The organism is Geodermatophilus sp. SYSU D00815 (genome assembly GCF_054050035.1).
Genome location: NZ_JBJGYO010000012.1, coordinates 56,081 through 75,613 on the forward strand (window position 1 = coordinate 56,081; position 19,533 = coordinate 75,613).

21 protein-coding genes are annotated in these 19,533 nt (G+C 75.8%); 14 read left to right on the forward strand and 7 right to left on the reverse strand.

The window, feature by feature from the left end:
* Nucleotides 1-11: 11 nt before the first annotated feature.
* Entirely contained in the window at nucleotides 12-278 is a 267-nt protein-coding gene (locus ACI78S_RS14895; protein ID WP_456974595.1) for a hypothetical protein, read from the reverse strand.
* A 151-nt stretch (nucleotides 279-429) separates the two neighbouring features.
* On the opposite strand from ACI78S_RS14895, the gene ACI78S_RS14900 reads away from it, so the two are divergent.
* From ACI78S_RS14900 to ACI78S_RS14915, 4 genes are all read left to right on the forward strand, one after another.
* Entirely contained in the window at nucleotides 430-1,011 is a 582-nt protein-coding gene (locus tag ACI78S_RS14900) for a hemerythrin domain-containing protein (RefSeq protein WP_456974597.1), read from the forward strand.
* A gap of 52 nt (nucleotides 1,012-1,063) precedes the next feature.
* Nucleotides 1,064-1,369 carry a hypothetical protein gene (locus ACI78S_RS14905; protein ID WP_456974599.1) on the forward strand — a complete coding sequence of 102 codons (306 nt, stop codon included), beginning with the start codon at nucleotides 1,064-1,066 and terminating at the stop codon, nucleotides 1,367-1,369.
* The gene (locus tag ACI78S_RS14910) at nucleotides 1,366-2,139 is read left to right on the forward strand and encodes an esterase/lipase family protein (protein WP_456974601.1); all 774 of its coding nucleotides are present in this window, start codon (nucleotides 1,366-1,368) and stop codon (nucleotides 2,137-2,139) included. Before ACI78S_RS14905 ends, ACI78S_RS14910 begins: the two co-directional genes overlap by 4 nt.
* 83 nt (nucleotides 2,140-2,222) lie before the next feature.
* Entirely contained in the window at nucleotides 2,223-3,551 is a 1,329-nt protein-coding gene (locus ACI78S_RS14915; protein ID WP_456974603.1) for a diacylglycerol/lipid kinase family protein, read from the forward strand.
* A gap of 177 nt (nucleotides 3,552-3,728) precedes the next feature.
* On the opposite strand, the gene ACI78S_RS14920 is transcribed toward ACI78S_RS14915, so the two are convergent.
* On the reverse strand, nucleotides 3,729-3,845 hold the full coding sequence (locus tag ACI78S_RS14920; RefSeq protein WP_456974605.1) for a helix-turn-helix domain-containing protein: 117 nt from the start codon (nucleotides 3,843-3,845) through the stop codon (nucleotides 3,729-3,731).
* A gap of 154 nt (nucleotides 3,846-3,999) precedes the next feature.
* Between ACI78S_RS14920 and ACI78S_RS14925 the strand changes: the two genes are divergently transcribed.
* A complete protein-coding gene (locus ACI78S_RS14925; protein ID WP_456974607.1) occupies nucleotides 4,000-4,155 on the forward strand; it encodes a DUF6131 family protein in 156 nt (51 codons plus the stop codon).
* A gap of 54 nt (nucleotides 4,156-4,209) precedes the next feature.
* Here ACI78S_RS14925 and ACI78S_RS14930 read toward each other — a convergent pair whose 3' ends face one another.
* Nucleotides 4,210-5,421 carry an MFS transporter gene (locus ACI78S_RS14930; RefSeq protein WP_456974734.1) on the reverse strand — a complete coding sequence of 404 codons (1,212 nt, stop codon included), beginning with the start codon at nucleotides 5,419-5,421 and terminating at the stop codon, nucleotides 4,210-4,212.
* Between the two features lie 62 nt (nucleotides 5,422-5,483).
* Here ACI78S_RS14930 and ACI78S_RS14935 point away from each other — a divergent pair, with 62 nt between their 5' ends.
* The 5 genes from ACI78S_RS14935 to ACI78S_RS14955 all read left to right on the forward strand — a co-directional run bounded on the left by ACI78S_RS14935 (nucleotide 5,484) and on the right by ACI78S_RS14955 (nucleotide 12,774).
* Nucleotides 5,484-8,216, forward strand: coding sequence for an ATP-binding protein (locus ACI78S_RS14935; protein WP_456974609.1), 2,733 nt, complete (start codon nucleotides 5,484-5,486; stop codon nucleotides 8,214-8,216).
* 56 nt (nucleotides 8,217-8,272) lie between these two features.
* Nucleotides 8,273-9,094: a PP2C family protein-serine/threonine phosphatase gene (locus ACI78S_RS14940; protein WP_456974611.1), complete on the forward strand. Its 822-nt coding sequence runs from the start codon at nucleotides 8,273-8,275 to the stop codon at nucleotides 9,092-9,094.
* A 161-nt stretch (nucleotides 9,095-9,255) separates the two neighbouring features.
* Nucleotides 9,256-10,224 carry a hypothetical protein gene (locus ACI78S_RS14945; RefSeq protein WP_456974613.1) on the forward strand — a complete coding sequence of 323 codons (969 nt, stop codon included), beginning with the start codon at nucleotides 9,256-9,258 and terminating at the stop codon, nucleotides 10,222-10,224.
* Nucleotides 10,224-12,014 (forward strand): fumarate reductase/succinate dehydrogenase flavoprotein subunit, encoded by a 1,791-nt coding sequence (locus ACI78S_RS14950; RefSeq protein ID WP_456974615.1) that lies wholly within the window; start codon nucleotides 10,224-10,226, stop codon nucleotides 12,012-12,014. Before ACI78S_RS14945 ends, ACI78S_RS14950 begins: the two co-directional genes overlap by 1 nt.
* Before the next feature lie 4 nt (nucleotides 12,015-12,018).
* On the forward strand, nucleotides 12,019-12,774 hold the full coding sequence (locus ACI78S_RS14955) for a succinate dehydrogenase/fumarate reductase iron-sulfur subunit (protein WP_456974617.1): 756 nt from the start codon (nucleotides 12,019-12,021) through the stop codon (nucleotides 12,772-12,774).
* Nucleotides 12,775-13,029: 255 nt separating this feature from the next.
* Here the strand turns inward: ACI78S_RS14955 and ACI78S_RS14960 are convergent, their stop codons facing one another.
* From ACI78S_RS14960 to ACI78S_RS14970, 3 genes are read right to left on the reverse strand one after another with little or no spacing between them, the layout of a single operon-like run.
* The gene (locus tag ACI78S_RS14960) at nucleotides 13,030-13,992 is read right to left on the reverse strand and encodes a patatin-like phospholipase family protein (RefSeq protein ID WP_456974619.1); all 963 of its coding nucleotides are present in this window, start codon (nucleotides 13,990-13,992) and stop codon (nucleotides 13,030-13,032) included.
* Nucleotides 13,989-14,204: a hypothetical protein gene (locus ACI78S_RS14965; protein WP_456974621.1), complete on the reverse strand. Its 216-nt coding sequence runs from the start codon at nucleotides 14,202-14,204 to the stop codon at nucleotides 13,989-13,991. Before ACI78S_RS14965 ends, ACI78S_RS14960 begins: the two co-directional genes overlap by 4 nt.
* Before the next feature lie 10 nt (nucleotides 14,205-14,214).
* Complete coding sequence (locus ACI78S_RS14970; RefSeq protein WP_456974623.1) at nucleotides 14,215-14,664, reverse strand: MarR family winged helix-turn-helix transcriptional regulator; 450 nt, start codon at nucleotides 14,662-14,664, stop codon at nucleotides 14,215-14,217.
* Nucleotides 14,665-14,771: 107 nt separating this feature from the next.
* On the opposite strand from ACI78S_RS14970, the gene ACI78S_RS14975 reads away from it, so the two are divergent.
* Genes ACI78S_RS14975 through ACI78S_RS14990 form a run of 4 tightly spaced genes read left to right on the forward strand, consistent with a single transcriptional unit; the run spans nucleotide 14,772 to nucleotide 18,532 of the window.
* Complete coding sequence (locus ACI78S_RS14975; protein WP_456974625.1) at nucleotides 14,772-15,680, forward strand: SDR family oxidoreductase; 909 nt, start codon at nucleotides 14,772-14,774, stop codon at nucleotides 15,678-15,680.
* A 2-nt stretch (nucleotides 15,681-15,682) separates the two neighbouring features.
* A complete protein-coding gene (locus ACI78S_RS14980) occupies nucleotides 15,683-16,552 on the forward strand; it encodes an amidohydrolase family protein (protein WP_456974736.1) in 870 nt (289 codons plus the stop codon).
* On the forward strand, nucleotides 16,545-18,077 hold the full coding sequence (locus ACI78S_RS14985; RefSeq protein WP_456974627.1) for an acyl-CoA synthetase: 1,533 nt from the start codon (nucleotides 16,545-16,547) through the stop codon (nucleotides 18,075-18,077). The genes ACI78S_RS14980 and ACI78S_RS14985 overlap by 8 nt, the downstream gene beginning before the upstream one ends.
* The gene (locus ACI78S_RS14990) at nucleotides 18,074-18,532 is read left to right on the forward strand and encodes a MaoC family dehydratase (protein ID WP_456974629.1); all 459 of its coding nucleotides are present in this window, start codon (nucleotides 18,074-18,076) and stop codon (nucleotides 18,530-18,532) included. The genes ACI78S_RS14985 and ACI78S_RS14990 overlap by 4 nt, the downstream gene beginning before the upstream one ends.
* 71 nt (nucleotides 18,533-18,603) lie before the next feature.
* Here the strand turns inward: ACI78S_RS14990 and ACI78S_RS14995 are convergent, their stop codons facing one another.
* Complete coding sequence (locus tag ACI78S_RS14995; protein WP_456974631.1) at nucleotides 18,604-19,491, reverse strand: helix-turn-helix transcriptional regulator; 888 nt, start codon at nucleotides 19,489-19,491, stop codon at nucleotides 18,604-18,606.
* Between the last annotated feature and the right edge of the window lie 42 nt (nucleotides 19,492-19,533).

Sequence of the window (19,533 nt, forward strand, 5' to 3'; positions counted from 1 at the left end):
CCGCCGGACGGTCAGCCGGTGGGGGTCAGCGGCCGGCTGGCCGCGGTGACGCGGGCGCACTCCTCGCACGCCGTGCGCCCGGCGCCCACGCGCTCCCACTTCTGCGAGCCCCACACCTGCACGATGGCCCCGCAGACGGCGAGCTCCACCTCCCCGTCCAGCTCGGCGGGCGGCCGGTGGGCCTCCACGGCGTGCCAGGGGCGGGCTGCTTCCGCCGGTCTCCCCCGGGACCAGCGGTCGGGTCGGGCGAAGCCGACGGCGTAGGTCTCCACGATCATGCGTGTGCCCCGCGCCGAGAACGGTCAACCGCCCTCGACCAGGGGATCCGGACGACGCCGGGCCGTGGGCGGGGGGTCCGGAGGCGGGTGTGCCCGGCGCCCGCCCGGGGAAGGCAGGGGGCGCACCGGCCCGCCCCCTCCAGGAGTCGCCATGACCGACACCGTGCAGCGCGACGTCGTCGACCTGCTCACCGCCGACCACCGCGAGTTCGACCGGATCTTCACCCAGCTCGAGGCGCTCCTGGGGCGGACCGGCGCGGACGACCTGCGGCGCAAGCGGGAACTGGTCGACGAGGTGACCATCGGCCTGGTCAAGCACTCCGTCGCCGAGGAGACCCAGGTGTACCCGGCGGTGGAGGCGCAGATCGACGGCGACGAGGCCGAGCACAGCAAGCACGAGCACGCCGAGGCCGAGGAGACCATGAAGCGGCTCGAGCGGATGGACCCCGAGGACCCGCGGTTCGACACCGAGGTGCAGACGCTGATCCGCGAGATCCGGCACCACGTCGAGCACGAGGAGAGCCGGATGTTCGCCGAGCTGCGCAACACGTTCAGCCAGGCCGAGCTGATCCAGATGGCGGGGCGCGTCGAGGACGTCAAGAAGATGGCGCCCACCCGCCCGCACCCGATGACGCCGAACGACAGCGCCGTGCGCACCGTGGCCGGACCGGTCGCCGGCCTGCTCGACCACCTCCGCGATGCGGTGAGCGGCCGGGGGAGGACGACCGGCTGACCGCCCCCGCCGCGCGCTACCGTCGAAGGGCGACGCGACGGGAGGAGCACCGGTGGACCCGATCAGCCTGGTGGTGGGTGGCGCCCTGCTGGCGGTGGGCTTCGTCGCCGGCCGGCTGCGGCGGCGGCCGGCTCCCCCGCCCAAGCCCGTGACGCCGCTGTGCGGCTGCGGCCACCCGCTCAGCCAGCACGACCGCGAGACCTCCACCTGCTACGCCGAGCTGCGCCGGGAGACCTACGACAAGCGCGGCCGGTTCACCGGCCACACCTGGGTCCCGTGCACCTGCCGGCAGTACATCGGCCCGCGGCCGATCGACGAGGTGTTCCAGCCCCGCCTGCTGCCGCCGATCGCCGAGTGACCTCCGCGGGACGACGGCGCCGCGTCCTCGCCGCCAGCGAACCCGCCCGGGCCGCGGTCAGCGCCGGCGCCCTGGCCGCGACGCTGCCGCTGCTGGCGCTGGCCCCGCGCGGCGACGGCCACCCGGTGCTGGTGCTGCCGGGGCTCGGCGCCTCCGACCGGTCCACCGCCACGCTGCGCCGCTGGCTGCGCACGCTCGGCCACCCCGTCGTCGGCTGGGCGCTCGGGCGCAACCGGGGACCGACCCAGGAGGTCGTCGACGAGCTCCCGCGGCTGCTGGCGCGGCTGCACGCCCGGCACGGGTCGCCGGTCAGCATCGTCGGGCAGAGCCTCGGCGGCATCTTCGCCCGGCGGCTGGCGCTGCGGGCGCCGGAGCAGGTGCGCCAGGTGACCACCCTCGGCTCCCCGTTCGCGCTGGTCGGGCCCGGGGGCGACGGCAGCGCCGGCGCCCGCGCCTACGAGCGGTTCCGGCACCTGCACGCCACCGAGCGCCTCTCCTCGTCGCGCGCCGGGCTGCGCCGGCCGCTGCCGGTACCGAGCACGTCGGTGTACTCGCGGTGGGACGGCGTCGTCGACTGGCGGGCGTGCCTGCAGGACGAGGGGCCGACGAGCGAGAACGTCGCCGTCCGCGCCGCCCATCTCGGGATGGGCCTGGACCCGGCCGTGCTCTGGGTGGTCGCCGACCGGCTCGCCCAGCCCGCCGACGCCTGGCAGCCGTTCCGCCGGCCCACCCGCCTCGGCCTGGCCGCGCTCTTCCCGCCGGAGCCCTGACCCGGCGCCGTCCCCTTGACGGCGGGTGGGTGCCGCAGGAGGGTCGGCCTCCTCCCCTCGTCCGGGGAAGGGGGTGCGTCCTCGTGCACCGACGGACCACCGGCCGCCGGACCGCGGCCGTCGTCGCCCTCGGCGCGTTCGTGTGGTGCCTCGCCGTGGCGGTGACCGCCGCCGTCGACGACTTCCCCCGGGGCGTGCTGTTCCTGGGTTGCGCCCTGGTGGCCGCCGCCGGCACGTGGGAGGCCGTGCTGCGGCGCGGCTGGGGCCGGGTCGCCGCGGTGGTGGTCGCCGTCGCCGCCCTGGGCGGGCTGTGCGCGGCGCTGGCCGACGACGGCTTCCTGCGGCTGCTGCTGCTCCTCGCCCTGGGGCTGCTGGTCTGGCACGTCGCGGCCCGGATCGCCTTCGACACCCGCGTCGTGCTGCCCCCGGCCGACCCGCCGCGGCGCCCCGTCCTGTTCGTCAACCCCCGCTCCGGCGACGGCAGGGCGGCCCGGGTCGGGCTGCTCGACGCGGCCCGCGCCCGGGGCATCGAGACCGTGGAGCTGCGGCCCGGCGAGGACCTCGCCGCGCTGGCGCGCACCGCCGTGGCCCAGGGTGCCGACGCGCTGGCCATGGCCGGTGGCGACGGCTCGCAGGCGGTCGTGGCCGCGGTGGCATCCGAGCGCGGGCTGCCCTACGCGTGCATCCCGTCGGGCACCCGCAACCACTTCGCCCTCGACCTCGGCGTCGACCGCGACGACCCGGTGGGCGCGCTCGACGCCCTGGTGGACGGCGGCGAGCGGGTGGTCGACCTGGGGCAGGTCAACGACCGGGTGTTCGTGAACAACGTGTCGCTGGGCGTGTACGCCGAGGCGGTCCAGCACGGCGGCTACCGGGGCGCGAAGGTCCGCACGCTGCTGGCGACCGTGCCGGAGGTCGTCGGCCCGGGGCGCGACCGGCCCGCGCTGCGCTGGACGACGCCCGGCGGCCGCCCCCGCCAGGGGCCCGCCGTCGTGCTGGTCGCCAACAACCAGTACCGGCTCGGCGGGGCCGCCGGCGCCGGCACCCGGCCGGCGCTGGACGACGGCGTCCTCGGCATCACCGTGGTCGACCCGCGCAGCTCGGTCTCCCCGGGACCGGGCGGGCAGCTGCCGTGGCGGCAGTTCACCGCCCGGGAGTTCGTCGTCGACTCCGACGGCCCGGTGCCGGCCGGCCTCGACGGGGAGGCGGCGGTGCTCGACCCGCCGGTGCGCTTCACCTGCCGGCCGGGCGCCCTGCGGGTGCGCGTCGCGGCGGCGCACCCGGGCGCCTCGCCGTCGGCGATCGAGCCGGTGGGCGCGCTGGCCGCGTTCCGCGCGCTCGCCGTCATCGCCGCCGGTGGCGACCCGCGGGCCGGGCGGCGGCGGACGGCCGCCCCGGTCGGCGTGGCCTGAGCGCCCCGCGCCTCAGGTGCGCTCCACGCGGACGGGGAGGCGGTCCCCGGCGCGCAGCGTGTTGTCGTGGTGCCGCCGGGTCGGGCCGGCGAGCTCGATCGACCGCACCCGGCGCGCCGGCGCGGTGAGCACCGCCTCGGCCTCGGGCCAGCAGGCCGTGGCCGGTGAGCTCGGCGGTCAGCCGCGAGGCGGTGGCGACGTGCAGCCGCGCGCCCGGCGGGCGATCTCGGTGACCGGCAGCGCCGGCTCCTCCGGCGAGAACACCTCGAGGATGCGCACGGCGCGGGTGAGCACCGACTCCCCACTGCTCCCCCGGGCCACGCGGCGGAGTCCGGCACGGGCGGCGGGATGACACGGACGGGTGACACCAGGCATGGCCCGGCGCCGACGGGACACAGACCGTTGCGCCCACGGGGTCGACGACGCATGCGCTCAAAGGAGGGCGAACGTGATCATCCTCGGACTCATCCTGCTCCTGCTCGGCCTGCTGCTGGACGTCTCCGTCCTGTGGACCATCGGCATCATCGTGGTCGTGGTCGGGCTGGTCCTGCTGCTGCTCGGCTCCACCGGCCGGGCGGTCGGCGGGAGGAGGCACTGGTTCTGACGGTCCGGGCACGCCAGCGGCCCCCGGTCCCGCGGCCGGGGGCCGCTCGCGCGTTCAGTCCCGCGCCGCCTCCGGCAGCGGGCGCAGCGCCGAGGCGATCAGGGCCGACAGCCCGAGCAGGACGGCGACGACGGTCAGCGCGCGCAGCACGGTGACGCTCTCGCCGAGGAAGCCGATGAGCGGCGGACCGCCGAGGAAGGCGCAGTAGCCGATCGAGGCAACGACGCTGACCCGGGCCGCGGCGCGCACCGGGTCGTCGGCGGCCGCGCTCATCCCCACGGGGAACCCGAGCGACGTGCCGATCCCCCACAGCAGCGCGCCGACCAAGGCCAGCGGCACCGCCGGGGCGAACACGAACAGCAGCAGCCCGACCGTCGCCACGGCGGCGGTCGACCGGACGACGGGCACCCGGCCGTACCGGTCGAGCAGCGCGGGTCCGAACCAGCGGGCGACGGTCATCGCGGAGAGGAAGACGGCGAAGCCCAGCGCGCCGGTGGCCTCGTGGGTGTCGTACCCGTCGATGAGCGCGACGCTGATCCAGTCGTTGGCCGCGCCCTCCGCGAACGCGAACGCCAGCACGCACAGCCCCACCAGCAGGGTGCGCCCCTCGCGCCAGGCGGCCAGCGCCGAGCGCGCGCCCCCCGCCGGCCGCTCCTCGTCGTGGTGCCCGGTGTCGGGCAGGAAGCGCCGGGCCGCCAGCGGGACGGCGACGCCGACCACCGCCGCGACGACGACGAGGTGCACCGCCACCGGCAGGTCGAGCACCACCGCCCCGGCCCCGGTGAGCGCGCCCGCGACGGTGCCGAGGCTCCAGCCGGCGTGGAAGCGGGACATGATCGAGCGGCCCAGCTCCTGCTCCACGCGGGCGCCCTGGACGTTCATCGCGACGTCCCAGGCGCCGTTGCCGAGCCCGAACAGGAACAGCCCGACCACCAGCGGCACGACCCCGGCCTGGTGGCCGACCGCGGCGAGCGCGAGCGCGGCGGCGAGCAGCACGGCCATGGCCGCCGTCGTGCGGCCCGCGCCGAACCGGGTCACCAGGGGCCCGGCGAGCGGGAGGGCCACCACCGAGCCGGCCGCGATGGCCAGCAGCACCAGCCCCAGCGCCGACGGGCTCAGCTCGAGCGCGTCGCGGACCTGCGGGATGCGCGCCGCCCAGTTGGCGAAGGCGAAGCCGGACCCGATGAACGCCGCGTACGTGGCGCGGGTGGCCGTCCGGACCGGGAGGGGTGGTGCGTCCGCCGTGACCTCGCTCAGTGTCCCGATCCTCTCCTCGTGGGCCCGTACGGACCCTAGACTCCGGCCGGTCGGATCCCCGGAGGCAGGCGATGCGCGTCCACGTCCGGCTGCTGGGCGGGTTCGGCGTCGAGGTCGACGGCCGGCCGGTGCCCGAGCAGGCCTGGCAGCGGCGCTCGGCCTCGGCGCTGGTCAAGCTGCTGGCGCTGCAGCCCGCGCGCCGGATGCCGCGCGACCGGGTCGTCGACGCGCTCTGGCCCGACCTGCTCCTCGACGAGGCCGCGCCGCGGCTGCACACCGCCGCGCACTACGCCCGCGCCGCGCTCGGCAGCCGCGACGGCATCGTGCTGGCCGCCGGCGCGGTCGCGCTCTTCCCCGCCGCCGAGGTCACGGTCGACGCGGTCGAGTTCGAGCGCGCGGGCGATCCGGACGCCTACGCCGGCGACCTGCTGCCCGACGACCTGTACGAGCCGTGGACCGAGCAGCCGCGGGAACGCCTGCGGCTGCGCCGCCTGGAGCTGCTGCGGGCGGCCGGGCGGTTCGCCGAGCTGGTCGAGGCGGACCCGCTGGACGAGGAGGCGCAGCTCGCGCTCGCGCGCGAGCACCTGCGCGCCGGCCGGCGGACGGCCGCACTGCGCAGCCTCGACCGCATGGCCGAGGCATTCCGCGCGGAGCTGGGCACCGGGCCGGGGCCGGCGGCGGCCGCCCTGCGGCGCGCCGCCGAGGCGGCCCCGCCCGAGCGCGCCGGGGCCCGGACCCGCCTGCCGCCCGCCCGGACCCGGCTGATCGGCCGCGACGACGACCTCGCCGAGGTCGAGGCGCGGCTGCGCACCGCCCGCGTCGTGACGCTCTGCGGGCCCGGCGGCGCCGGCAAGTCGTCCCTGGCGCTGGCCGTCGCCCGCCGGGTCGCCGCGTCCGCCGACCCCGCGCCCGACGTCGTCCTCGCCGAGCTGGCGCCGGTCCGCGACCGGGTCGGGCTGGTCCGGGCGGTGGCCGAGGCGGCCGGCGTCCAGGGCGCCGGGGCGGTCGAGCCGGGACGCCTCGCGGCGCTGCTCGGCGCCCGGCCCGCGCTGCTCCTCCTCGACAACTGCGAGCACCTGCTCGACCCGTGCGCCGAGCTCGTCGACGCCGTCCTCGACGCGGGACCGCGGGTGCGCGTCCTGGCCACCAGCCGGGAGGCGCTCCGAGTCGACGGCGAGGCCGTGCACCGGCTCGGGCCGCTCGGCGCCGAGGCCGCCGAGCTGTTCGCCGAGCGGGCCGCGGCCGCGGCCGGCCCCGGCGCTGCCGACGCCGCCGACCCGCGCGTCGCCGAGCTGTGCCGGCGGCTGGACGGGCTGCCGCTTGCCATCGAGCTGGCCGCCGCGCAGCTGACCTCGCTGGGGATCGACGAGCTGCTCGACCGGCTCGACGACCGGCTCACCCTGCTCGCCGGCGCGCGACCGCGTGCCGGCGACCGGCACTCGGCGCTGGCGGCCACCGTCGAGTGGAGCCACCAGCTGCTGGCGCCCGAGGCGCGGAACCTGTTCGCGCGGCTCGGCGTGTTCCCCGCCGACTTCCCGCTGGCCGCGGTGCCGGCGGTCGCCGGCGACGTCGCCCCCGCCACGGCCACCCGGCTGCTGGCCGACCTGGTGGCCAAGAGCCTCGTCGTCCACGACCCCGCCACGCGGCGGTACCGGCTGCTGGAGACCCTCCGGCTGTTCGCCGCCCGCGAGCTGGACGCCGCCGGGCTGCGGCCGGAGGTCACCGAGCGGCTGCGCGCCTTCGTCGTGGCGCGGGCGCGGGAGCTGCCGCGGCCGCGGCGCTGGCTGTCGGCGGCGTCGGCCGCGCGCGGCCGGGACGACCGGGAGACCGTGCGGCTGGCGTTCGAGGCCAGCCTCGCGGCCGGTGACACCGCGGCGGCGGTCGACCTCGCCCTGGGCCTGGCCACGCTGTGGCGCAACGCCGTGTCCTACGCGGAGGGCCGCCGGTGGGTGGAGGCGCTGCTGGAGCGCGACCTGGCACCGGCGGACCGGCTCTGGGCGCTGGTGCTGCGGGCCGACGTGGCCGTCGGGGCCGGGGAACCCCGGCGCCTGGCCGACGCGGCGGCCGAGGCGGCCGCCGCCGCCGGGGAGGCCGACGACCCGGCCGGGGCGGCGGTGGCGGCGCACTACGCCGCGATCGTGCAGTCGGCCCGGCCGGCGGTGGCGCTGGCCCGGCTGGCCGACGCGCGCGCCCGGGCGGAGGCGGTCGGCGAGCCGCAGCTGGTGCGGGTGGACGACGCCTACCGGGTGGTGACCCGGTTGCTGCTCGGCGACACCGAGGGGCTGGCGGCCGACGCCGCGGCGCTGGTGCGGGAGGGCGGCACCGACTACGACACCTACATCGCGGTCTGGGCCGCCTGGCTGGTGGCCCTGGCCGACCGGGACGCCGGTCGGATGCGCCGGCTGATGGACGCGCAGCACGCGCAGCTGCAGGACAGCGGCCTGGACGAGAACTGGCTGACCACGTACTCCGAGGCGCTGACGCTGATCGCCGCCGGCGAGCCGCACCTGCCCCAGCTGCGGCGGGCCCGGCAGCGCGCCGAGCAGGAGGGCCGGCGGGCCGACGCCGACGTCGTGCTGGCGCTCGGGTACGCCGCCGCCTGCCGCGACGACTGGACGGCGGCCGCGGAGCTGGTCAGCGCCGCCGGCGGCTCGCTGTTCTCCGACACGGCCGGCTTCTTCCACCACGTGGTGCTGCGGGACCGGCTGGTGCGGCCGCGGCTGACCGCCCAGGACTTCGCCGCGGCGAGCGCCCGCGGGGCGGGGCTCGACCTGGCCGACGTGCTGGCGGCGCACGAGGTCTGAGCCGGCCGGCAGCGCCCGTCCAGGGAACCCACAGGATCGCGCCCCACACTGGGCGCGTGACCGGGACCCAGCCGCTGCTGCTCGCCGCGGTGGCCGGGCTGGCCCTGGACGCCGCCGCCGGCTCGGTCGCCGGTCCGCGCCCGGACAACCAGGACGCCGGCCTGGCCGCGCCCCGCCTGGTGGCGGTGGCCGACGGCGTGGGCGGCTCCGTCGGCGGGGCGACCGCCGCCGCGCTCGTCGTCGACCGGCTGCGCCGCGGCGCCGAGTTCGCCGGCCGGGCCGCGCCCGACCTGGTGGGCGCGGTCGACGCGGCCAACGCCGACCTCGCCGCCGCCGTCGTCCGCGACCCCGCGCTCGCCGGCATGGCGACCACGCTCACCGCCGTGGCGCTGACGCCGGAGGGGCGGCTGGTGGTGGCGCACGTCGGCGACGGCCGCGCCCTCCTGCTGCGCCGCGGCGAGCTGACCCGGCTGACCAGCGACCAGACGCTGGTGCAGAGCCTGCTCGACGGCGGCGTCCTCACCGAGGAGCAGGCGCGGCGGCACCCGCTGCGCAGCGTCGTCCTCTCCGTGCTGCACGGCCGCCCGGACGACCCCGCCGCCGTGGTGCTCAGCGCGCTGCCGGCCGAGCCCGGCGACCGCCTGCTGCTGTGCACCGACGGGCTCTCGGGCGCGGTGCCGCCGGAGGTCCTGGCCGCCGTGCTGGCCGACGAACCGTCCCCGGACGGCGCCGTCCGGCGGCTGCTGGAGGCCGCGCTCGCCGCCGGCACGCCGGACAACGTGACCGCGGTCGTGGCCGACGTCCGGATCGCCGACCCCGCCGCGCTGCACCCCCCCGCGCTGGTCGGCGCGGTCCGGGAGCTGCCCCGCCTGCCCTGATCGCCCGATCGCGGGAGCCCCTTCCCAGGAACGGGCCGTTCGTGGTCGACTGCGCCTCGTCGCACTGTGGTCGGCCTCACACCCCGCTGGGAGGCGTCGATGGCGCTGGAGCAGGACCCGGATCCGGATCGGCCGGCGGTCGCCGACGACCGCCGCGCGCCATGACCACCACCGCGCCCCGCGGGACGCGACCCACGACCCGGGACGGCGGCCGTCGCCGGCTGGGCCCGTGGCTCGCGGCGGCGTCGGTCGCCGGGCTGGCCGGGCTGCTGGGCCGCCGGCGCGGCAACGGCGCCGCGCCGCCGCGGGCACCGCTGCCCGTCCCCCGCCGCGGCAGGGCCCGCCGGCCCATCTGGTCGGCGGCCACCGCCCGCGCCGCCATCCCCGGGCGGACGCTGCGCACGGACCGCTGGTGGGTCCAGCCGGCGGTCACCGCCGCCGTCCTGCTGGCGTTCGTCGCCTACGCGACGTTCCGGGCGTTCCAGAACGCCCACTACTTCGCCGAGCCCTACATCTCGCCGTTCTACTCGCCGTGCCTGACCACCCGGTGCGAGGGCGACACCTTCCCGGAGCTGTTCACCGGGCCCACCTGGATCTCGCCGGCGATCTACATCCTGATCTTCCCGCTGGGCATCCGGCTGACCTGCTACTACTACCGCAAGGCCTACTACCGGTCCTTCTGGCTGTCGCCCCCGGCCTGCGCGGTGGCCGAGCCGCACGGGAAGTACACCGGCGAGACCCGCTTCCCGCTGGTGTTCCAGAACGTGCACCGGTACTTCCTCTACGCGGCGCTGGTCATCAACGTCATCCTCTTCTACGACGCCGTGCTCGCCTTCCGCGACGAGACCGGCGAGTGGGGGCACATGGGCCTCGGCACGCTGGTGCTGCTGGTCAACGCGGTGCTGCTGTTCCTGTACTCGCTGTCCTGCCACTCCTGCCGGCACATCGTCGGCGGGCGGCTCACCCACTTCTCGAGGCACCCGGTGCGCTACCGGTTCTGGACGGTCGTGTCGAAGCTCAACGCCCGGCACATGCAGTACGCCTGGGCCTCGCTGGTCAGCGTCGCGCTCGCCGACCTCTACGTGTTCCTGCTGGCCGCCGACGTGATCTCGGACGTGAGGTTCTTCTGATGGTCGATCTCGAGGAGCACGCGTACGACGTGGTCGTGGTCGGCGCCGGCGGCGCCGGGTTGCGGGCGGCGATCGCGGCGCACGAGGCCGGAGCCCGCACCGCCGTCGTCTGCAAGTCGTTGCTGGGCAAGGCGCACACGGTCATGGCCGAGGGCGGCATCGCCGCGGCGATGGGCAACCTGTGGCCCGACGACAACTGGCGGGTGCACTTCCGCGACACCATGCGCGGCGGGAAGATGCTCAACCACTGGCGCATGGCCCAGCTGCACGCGCAGGAGGCGCCCGACCGGGTCCGCGAGCTCGAGGACTGGGGTGCGCTGTTCGACCGCACCGACGACGGGCTGATCAGCCAGCGCGACTTCGGCGGCCACCGCTACGCCCGGCTGGCGCACGTCGGCGACCGCACCGGCCTGGAGCTGATCCGCACGCTGCAGCAGCGCACCGTGGCCCTCGGCATCGACGTCTTCATGGAGTGCACGGTCACCCGGCTGCTGCGCGACGAGGACGGCATCACCGGCGCCTTCGGCTACTGGCGCGAGTCGGGACGGTTCATCGCCTGGCAGGCGCCGTCGGTGGTGCTCGCCACCGGCGGCATCGGCAAGGCCTACAAGGTCACCTCGAACTCGTGGGAGTACACCGGCGACGGCCACTCGCTGGCGCTGCGCGCGGGCGCGGGGCTGGTGAACATGGAGTTCGTCCAGTTCCACCCGACCGGCATGGTCTGGCCGCCGTCGGTGCGCGGGATCCTGGTCACCGAGAGCGTCCGCGGCGACGGCGGCGTGCTGCGCAACTCGGCCGGCAACCGGTTCATGTTCGACTACATCCCGGACTTCTTCCGCAAGGAGACGGCGGAGACCGAGGAGGAGGCCGACCGCTGGTACACGGACAAGAAGAACAACCGGCGGCCCCCGGAGCTGCTGCCGCGTGACGAGGTGGCCCGCGCCATCAACAGCGAGGTCAAGGCCGGCCGCGGCTCCCCGCACGGCGGCGTCTTCCTCGACATCGCCTCCCGCCGGTCGGCCGACTACGTGCGCAAGCGGCTGCCGTCGATGTACCACCAGTTCAAGGAGCTGGCCGACGTCGACATCACCAAGGAGCCGATGGAGGTCGGGCCCACCTGCCACTACGTGATGGGCGGGGTGGAGGTCGACCCCGACACCGCCGAGTCGCGGGTGCCGGGGCTGTTCGCCGCCGGGGAGGTGGCCGGCGGCATGCACGGCTCCAACCGGCTCGGCGGCAACTCCCTGTCGGACCTGCTGGTGTTCGGCCGCCGGGCGGGGGTCGCGGCGGCCGAGCAGGCCCGGGCGCGCGGGGCGCGGGCGCTGCGCGACGAGGCGCTGGCCGACGCCGCGCGGGCCGCGCTGGCGCCGTTCGAGCGGGAGGGCGGCGAGAACCCGTACGCCGTCCAGCACGACCTGCAGCAGACGATGCACGACCTGGTCGGGATCATCCGCACCGAGCCGGAGATGAAGGAGGCGCTGGAGCGGATCCGCTCGCTGGAGGAGCGGATCGCGGCGCTCTCCGTCGAGGGGCACCGGCAGTACAACCCCGGCTGGCACCTCGCCCTGGACCTCCCGCACATGCTCGTGGTCAGCGAGTGCGTCGCGAAGGCGGCGCTCGAGCGGCAGGAGAGCCGCGGCGGGCACACCCGCGACGACTTCCCCGCGGCCGACGCCGGGTGGGCGAGGACCAACCTGGTCTGCACCCTCGCCCCCGGCGGCGGCGTCACCGTGACGCGGCAGCCGCTGCCGCAGATGCCGCCCGAGCTGGCCGAGATCTTCGAGGAGTGAGGTCGTGGCGTACGACGCGACGTTCCGGGTGTGGCGCGGCGACGCCAGCGGCGGCGAGCTGCGCGACTACACCGTGCAGGTGAACGAGGGCGAGGTCGTCCTCGACATCATCCACCGGCTGCAGGCCACCCAGGCCGGCGACCTCGCCGTCCGCTGGAACTGCAAGGCCGGCAAGTGCGGCTCGTGCAGCGCCGAGATCAACGGCCGCCCGCGGCTGATGTGCCTGACCCGGATGAGCACCTTCCGCGAGGACGAGACGATCACCGTCACTCCGCTGCGCACCTTCCCGGTGATCCGCGACCTGGTCACCGACGTCTCCTACAACTACGCCAAGGCCGCGCAGATCCCGCCGTTCGCGCCCCAGCCGCGCGACCCCGACGGCAACCACCGGATGGCGCAGGTCGACGTCGAGCGCTCGCAGGAGTTCCGCAAGTGCATCGAGTGCTGGCTCTGCCAGAACACCTGCCACGTCGTGCGCGACCACGAGGAGAACAAGCAGGCCTTCGCCGGGCCGCGCTTCCTCATCCGGCTGGCCGAGCTCGACATGCACCCGCTCGACACCGAGGACCGCCGCGACGCCGCCCAGGAGGACTTCGGCCTGGGCATGTGCAACATCACCAAGTGCTGCACCGAGGTCTGCCCCGAGGGCATCCACCTCACCGACAACGGGATCATCCCGATGAAGGAGCGGGTGGTGGACCGCAAGTTCGACCCGCTCACCTGGCTGGGGTCGAGGATCGGCCGCCGCCGCCCCGACTGAGGCGGTCCGCGGCGACGGCGGTCACCCGCGCCGCGTGGTCGCGCCCCGCGCCGTGCGCCGCGTGGGTGACGACCGAGGGTCGGCGCCGGGACGACGATGATCAGGTGACCTGATCGCAGCAGGTCCTCCCCTCCGGTGCAGCAGGAGGGAGGAGCTGCTGCGGTGAGGGAGGACGGCGGTCACCCGCGCTGCGTGGTCGCGCCCCGCGCCGTGCGCCGCGTGGGTGACGACCGAGGGTCGGCGCCGGGACGACGCTCAGCCGGCGGCGCGGCGCAGCAGGTCGTGGGCGTCCTCGGCGGCCGCCCGGGCCCCGGCGGCGAAGAAGGACTGCTGCAGCACCTCGTCCAACCGCGCGCGCGACATCATGTCGTCGCCCATGGCCGCCTGCTCGGGCTGACCGGGCGTGAACACGACGGTCTGCACGCCGGCGCGCTCCAGGGCGCGCACCTCCCGCCGGAGCAGCCGGGCGGAGTACCGCCGGGTGGCCGCGTACAGGTCCGGGCGCAGCCCCGGCGGCCCGCTCATCGGCGACACCACGATCGCCAGGTCGAGCCCGCACCCGCGCAGCAGCGCCGCGTTGGTCGGCGAGTGCACCCCGCCGTCGACGTACGCGTGCCCGCCGATCGGCACCGGCGCGAAGTACCCCGGTACCGCGCACGAGGCGGCCACGGCCAGGTGCAGCGGCGCCGTCGGCGAGCCCGGCCGGCCGAAGACCACCCGGCGGCCGTCCCGCCGGCGCACCGCGGTGATCCACAGCGCGTCGGGCCAGGAGCCGTCCTCCAGCTCGCGCAGCGCGGCCAGCTGCTCCACGATGTCGTGCCGTCCCGGGGCGAGCAGCGCCAGCCCCGCGGCCAGCGGGCGGAACCGCCACGGCCGGGTCACCGCCCGGTGGACCATCTCCCACCGGGGCAGCTGGGCCGGCCGCCGGATCAGCTCGAGCGGCCGGAACGGCGCCAGCTCGGGGGGCTCGCTCCCGGCCAGCTGCTCGAGGACGTCGGCGTCGCTGGACAGCGGCGCCTTCACCGTCCACGCGGCGAGGTCCTCCGGCGAGACCCCGAGCCGCAGCAGGGTGCCGGTGATCGAGCCGGCGGAGGTGCCGACGATGACGTCCGCCCGGCGGGCGTCGAACCCGAAGTCGTGCTGGAGGACGGCGAGGACGCCGGAGTGGTAGGCCTGGCCGACCACCCCGCCCCCGCCGAGGACGAGGCCGACCCTCATCCCTGCTCGGCCTCGCGACGCTCGGCCCCCGTCTCCCCCGCGTACCCGACGTCCTGACCGGCGGTCCGGCCGACGAACTCCCCGGAGTCGCCGGTGCCGGTGGTGGCGCCGGCGTCCGGCTCGTCGCTCGGCCCCCCGCCCGTGGCGCGCGACAGCGCCTGCTCGTCATCGCGGGCGACGTCGTCCTCGCCCGGTCGCGGATCGTGCTGCATGCGACGGGGACTACCCCGCCCGGCGGGCGTCCTCACCGGTGTCGGTGGTCACGACCCGCTGCAGCAGCCCGCGCAGCGTCTCCTGCTCCGCGGGCGACAGGCCGCCCAGCTGCTCCTGCCGCCCGGCCGCGGCCCGCTGGTCGGCCCGCCGCCGCAGCCGGACCCCCTGGGCCGTGGCCGCGACCAGCCGCTGCCGGCGGTCGGTCGGCGACGGGCGGCGCTCGACCAGTCCGGCGGCCGCCAGCTCGTCGACCAGCGCCACGACCTGGCTGGGGTCGAGGCCGAGCACCTCGGCGAGGTCGCGCTGCGAGATCCCGGCCTCGGCGTCGTCGGCCAGCACCAGCACCGAGTACTGCCGGACCCGCAGGCCGACGTCGGCCAGCGCGGCGTTGGTGGCGCGGACGACGAGCCCGCTGGCCCGCGTCAGCAGGAAGCCGACGTCGTCGGTCAGCGCCGTCATATCGGTGAACTCCTCAATCGTTGACAACCTCCACGATATCGGCCTAGCGTCCGGGACGGCAACGATGCCCGCCCGGGCATCCCCTGTGGTTCCCCCGAGGAGTTCCCGTGGACCTGACCGGCAAGGTCGCCGTCGTCACCGGCAGCGGACGGGGCCTCGGCCTCGCCTACGCCACCGAGCTGTCCCGCGCCGGCGCCGCCGTGGTCGTCAACGACGTCGACGAGGCGGTCGCGGAGGCGGCGGTCAAGTCGATCGCCGACGCCGGCGGCACCGCCGTCGCCGAGGTCGCCGCCGTCGGCACCAGCGAGGCCGCGCAGGCGCTCGTCGACCGCGCGGTGACGGAGTTCGGCCGGCTCGACGTGCTGGTCAACAACGCCGGCATCCTGCGCGACACGACGCTGTGGAAGATGACCGACGAGCAGTTCGACGCCGTCGTCACCACGCACCTGCGCGGCACCTTCACCTGCACCCGCGCCGCGGCGATCCGCATGCGCGAGCAGGGCGAGGGCGGCCGGATCATCTGCGTCGGCTCCCCCACCGGCCAGGTCGGCAACTTCGGCCAGACCAACTACGCCGCGGCGAAGGCCGGCATCGTCGGCATGGTCCGCACCTGGGCGATGGAGCTGGCCCGCGCCGGCATCACCGTCAACGCCGTCGTCCCCGTCGCCGCCACCGCGATGACCGAGACGGTGCCCTTCCTCAAGCCGTACATCGACGCCCTGCAGGCCGGCGAGCCGCTGCCGCCCTTCGCCCGCCGGGAGCTCGGCTTCGGCACCCCGGAGGACGCCGCCGGGCTGGTCGCCTTCCTCGCCTCCGACGCCGCCGCCGGCATCACCGGCCAGGCGATCGGCATCGGCGGCGACCGGCTGGCGCTGTGGAGCCACCCCGCAGAGGTCGTGGTCGAGTTCGCCGACGGCACCGGCTGGTCGGCCGACGCCATCGCCGGCGTCTGGCCGGACAAGTTCGCCGGTTCGCAGCAGACCGTCGGCCAGCAGCTGCCGGAGCCCCCGAAGTGACGATCGACCTCGACGCGGTCACCGCGATCGACGTGCACGTGCACGTCGAGCAGGACCAGCACGGCCACCTGTCCCTGGACGACGAGCTGCTGGCCGCCGCCTCCAAGTACTTCAAGGGCGACCCGTACCACCCGACGGTGCCGCAGATCGCCGAGGACTACCGGTCGCAGAACATGGCGGCGGTGATCTTCACCGTCGACAGCGAGCTGGCCATCGGGCACCCGACCCTGTCGAACGAGGAGATCGCCGAGGCGGCGGCGCAGCACCCCGACGTGCTCATCCCGTTCGGCTCGATCGACCCCGCGCGCGGCGCCTCGGGCGTGCGCGCGGCCCGGCGGCTGGTCGAGCAGCACGGCGTCCGCGGGTTCAAGTTCCACCCGTCGATCCAGGCGTTCGAGCCCAACGACCGGCGGCACTACCCGCTCTACGAGGAGTTGCAGAGCCTGGGCGTGCCGGCGCTGTTCCACACCGGCCAGACCGGCATCGGCTCCGGCCTGCCCGGCGGGCGCGGCATCAAGCTGCGCTACTCCGACCCGATGCTGCTCGACGACGTCGCCGCAGACTTCCCCGGCCTGACGATCATCATGGCCCACCCCTCGGTGCCGTGGCAGGACGCCGCGATCGCCGTCGCCCAGCACAAGGCGAACGTCTACATCGACCTGTCGGGCTGGTCGCCGAAGTACTTCCCGCCGCAGCTGGTGCGGGCGGCCAACACCATGCTCAAGACCAAGGTGCTCTTCGGCAGCGACTACCCGCTGCTGCGGCCCGAGCGGTGGATCAAGGACTTCGAGGCGCTCGAGATCCGCGACGAGGTCAAGCCGCTGATCATGAAGGAGAACGCCATCCGAGCCCTCGGGCTGCGCGGTGCGTAACGCGGGCCTGGGCTCCTGGCCGGAGCGCCGGCTGCGCATCTCGCCCGAGCGCGACGCCATCTGGTTCGAGGGCCGGACGACGTCGCACGCGCAGTTCGCCGAGCGGGTCCGGCGCACCGCCGGCGCCCTGGCCGGTCTCGGCGTGCGCCGCGGCGATCGCGTCGCCTGGACCGGTGGCAACCACCCCTCGGCGCTGGAGACCCTCTACGCCTGCGGCCAGCTCGGCGCGATCTGGGTGCCGGTCAACGCGCGGCTCACCGCGCCCGAGGCCCGCTACGTCCTCGAGCACTCCGGGGCGGGCGTCGTCGTCCACGGCCGTGACCACGGGTGGCTGGCCGACGCGCTGCGCGACGTCGTCCCCACGTGGGTCGCGTCCGAGCCGCCGGCCGACGGCGGGACGGCGTCGCTGCCCTACGAGGAGCTGCTCGCCGCCGCTGCCCCCGAGCCGCGCGACGAGCCGGTCTCGCTCGACGACCCCTGCCTGGTCATGTACACGTCGGGCACGACGGGCAGGCCGAAGGGCGCGGTGCTCACCCACGGCAACATGACGTGGAACGCCACCAACCAGCTGCTCGGCTTCGACTTCACGCAGACCGAGCGCACCCTCGCCCTCGCGCCGCTGTTCCACATCGGCGGGCTCAACGGCACGGTCAACCCGACCCTGCTGCGCGGCGGCTGCGCGGTGGTCGTGCGCCGGTTCGACCCGGCCGAGACGCTGCGGGTGATCGAGGAGCAGCGGGTCAACTCGTTCTTCGCCGTCCCGACGATGCTCGACGCGATGGCGCGGCTGCCGGAGTTCCGCACCCGCGACCTCTCGGCGCTGCGCACCATCGGCGCCGCCGGCGCCCCGCTCCCCCTGCCCACGCTGCGCACCTGGCTCGACCGCGGGGTGACGATGCAGCAGGCCTACGGGATGACCGAGGCGGCGCCGGGCTGCACGGTGCTCGACTCGGCCGACGCCGAGCGCAAGGTCGGCTCGGCCGGCAAGCCGGTGTTCTTCACCGACGTCCGGGTGGTCCGGCCCGACGGCACCGACGTCGACGTCGACGAGGTCGGCGAGGTGGTCGTGCAGGGCCCGAACGTCATGGCCGGCTACTGGCAGGAGCCGGAGAGGACCGCCGAGGTGTTCGTCGACGGCTGGTACCGCACCGGCGACGCCGGCTCGTTCGACGACGAGGGCTTCCTCTACATCCGCGACCGCTACAAGGACATGATCATCTCGGGCGGCGAGAACATCTACCCGGCCGAGGTGGAGTCGGCGCTGCTGGAGCTGCCCGGGGTCGTCGAGGCCGCGGTGATCGGCGTCCCCGACGAGAAGTGGGGCGAGGTCGGCCTCGCCGTCCTCGTCGTCACCCCCGACCACGAGCGCGACCCCGAGGCGGTCCGGACGGCGCTGCGCGAGCGGCTCGCCGGCTTCAAGGTGCCCCGGCTGGTCGAGTTCGCCGACGAGCTGCCCAAGACCGCCACCGGCAAGATCCGCAAACCCGACCTGCGCTCGCAGTACCTGGAGGAGACCCCCGCATGACGACGACCACGACCACCCTCGCCGAGCTGCCCTCGTACAAGGGGCTGGAGGTCGGCACGAGCGACTGGTTCGAGGTGACCCAGGAGTCGGTGAACCTCTTCGCCGACGCCACGAGCGACCACCAGTGGATCCACGTCGACGTCGAGCGGGCGAACCGCGAGAGCCCCTTCGGCGGGCCGATCGCGCACGGCTACCTGACGCTGTCGCTGCTCATCCCGATGTGGTCGCAGGTGCTCACCGTGACCGACACGAAGATGGCCGTGAACTACGGCCTCAACAAGGTGCGCTTCCCCGCCCCCGTGCCGGTGGGGTCGAAGGTGCGGCTGACCGCGACGCTCACCGACGTCGAGGAGATCAAGGGCGGCTACCAGCTCACCGTCGCCGCGGTGATCGAGCGCGAGGGCGGCGACAAGCCGGTCTGCATCGCCGAGCCGGTGTTCCGCTTCCTCGGCTGAGCCGCCCGCGCGGAGGGCTCCGGCGGGACGTGCCCGTCGGGCCCCTCCGCGGCGAGCACGTCCGCGGTCGGTCACACCCGGTCGCGCGCGACCTCGGACGTCTGCGCGTGCCCGGCGGTCGCCGCCCAGCTGGCCAGGAGCTTGAGGGCGTCCTCCGACGGTGTGCCGGGTTCGGCGGTGTAGATGGTCAGAGCCAGCCTCCCGTGGTCCGGGGTGGGCAGGTCCAGGGTGTGGTACACCAGCTCGAGGTCGCCGACGGCGGGGTGGCGGAACTGCTTGGCGCCGGCGTGGTGGATGCGCACGTCGTGCGCGGCCCAGCGGGTGCGGAACTCCTCGCTCACCGTCGACAGCTCCCCGACCAGCTCGCGCAGGTCCTTGTCGTGGGGATCGCGGCCGGCCTCGGTGCGCAGCAGCGCCACGGTGATGCCGGCCGCGCTCTCCCAGTCCTGGTAGTAGTCGCGCGCTCGGGGGTCGAGGAACTGGAAGCGCGCGAAGTTCGCCGGCCGTCGCGGGTCGTCGAACACCGGTGAGTGCAGCGCCCACCCCAGGGTGTTGGTCGCGAGGATGTCCAGGCGGCCGTTGGCGACGAACGCGGCGGACCCGGTCATCGAGTCCAGCATCCACTGCACGCGCGGCTGGATCCGCGCCTTGCCGCGCCGCTGCGGCGCGCGGGTCGGCCGGGCAGCTCGAGCCAGGTTGAACAGGTGGAGCCGCTCGGCCTCGTCCAGCTGGAGCGCCCGGGCGACGGCCTCCAGGACGTCTTCGGAGACGCCGGCGATGTGGCCCTTCTCCAGGCGCGTGTACCAGTCGGTGCTCACCCCGGCCAGGACGGCGACCTCCTCGCGCCGCAGGCCCGGCACCCGCCGCCGTCCGCCCCCGGGCAGCAGCCCGGCCTGCTCCGGCGTGATCCGGGCGCGGCGGCTGGCGAGGAAGTCGCGGATGTCGGAGCGGTTGTCCACCGCACCGACGCTACGTCGCCGCGCGGGTCGAGGGGGGTCGCG

Excerpts from the sequence above, each read along its gene's own strand:
- ACI78S_RS14945 (WP_456974613.1), top strand. The coding sequence starts at position 9,256 with ATGACCACCACCGCGCCCCGCGGGACGCGACCCACGACCCGGGACGGC.
- ACI78S_RS14990 (WP_456974629.1), top strand. The coding sequence starts at position 18,074 with ATGACGACGACCACGACCACCCTCGCCGAGCTGCCCTCGTACAAGGGG.
- ACI78S_RS14895 (WP_456974595.1), bottom strand. The coding sequence starts at position 278 with ATGATCGTGGAGACCTACGCCGTCGGCTTCGCCCGACCCGACCGCTGG.
- ACI78S_RS14960 (WP_456974619.1), bottom strand. The coding sequence starts at position 13,992 with ATGAGGGTCGGCCTCGTCCTCGGCGGGGGCGGGGTGGTCGGCCAGGCC.
- ACI78S_RS14965 (WP_456974621.1), bottom strand. The coding sequence starts at position 14,204 with ATGCAGCACGATCCGCGACCGGGCGAGGACGACGTCGCCCGCGATGAC.
- ACI78S_RS14900 (WP_456974597.1), top strand. The coding sequence starts at position 430 with ATGACCGACACCGTGCAGCGCGACGTCGTCGACCTGCTCACCGCCGAC.
- ACI78S_RS14935 (WP_456974609.1), top strand. The coding sequence starts at position 5,484 with ATGCGCGTCCACGTCCGGCTGCTGGGCGGGTTCGGCGTCGAGGTCGAC.
- ACI78S_RS14950 (WP_456974615.1), top strand. The coding sequence starts at position 10,224 with ATGGTCGATCTCGAGGAGCACGCGTACGACGTGGTCGTGGTCGGCGCC.
- ACI78S_RS14970 (WP_456974623.1), bottom strand. The coding sequence starts at position 14,664 with ATGACGGCGCTGACCGACGACGTCGGCTTCCTGCTGACGCGGGCCAGC.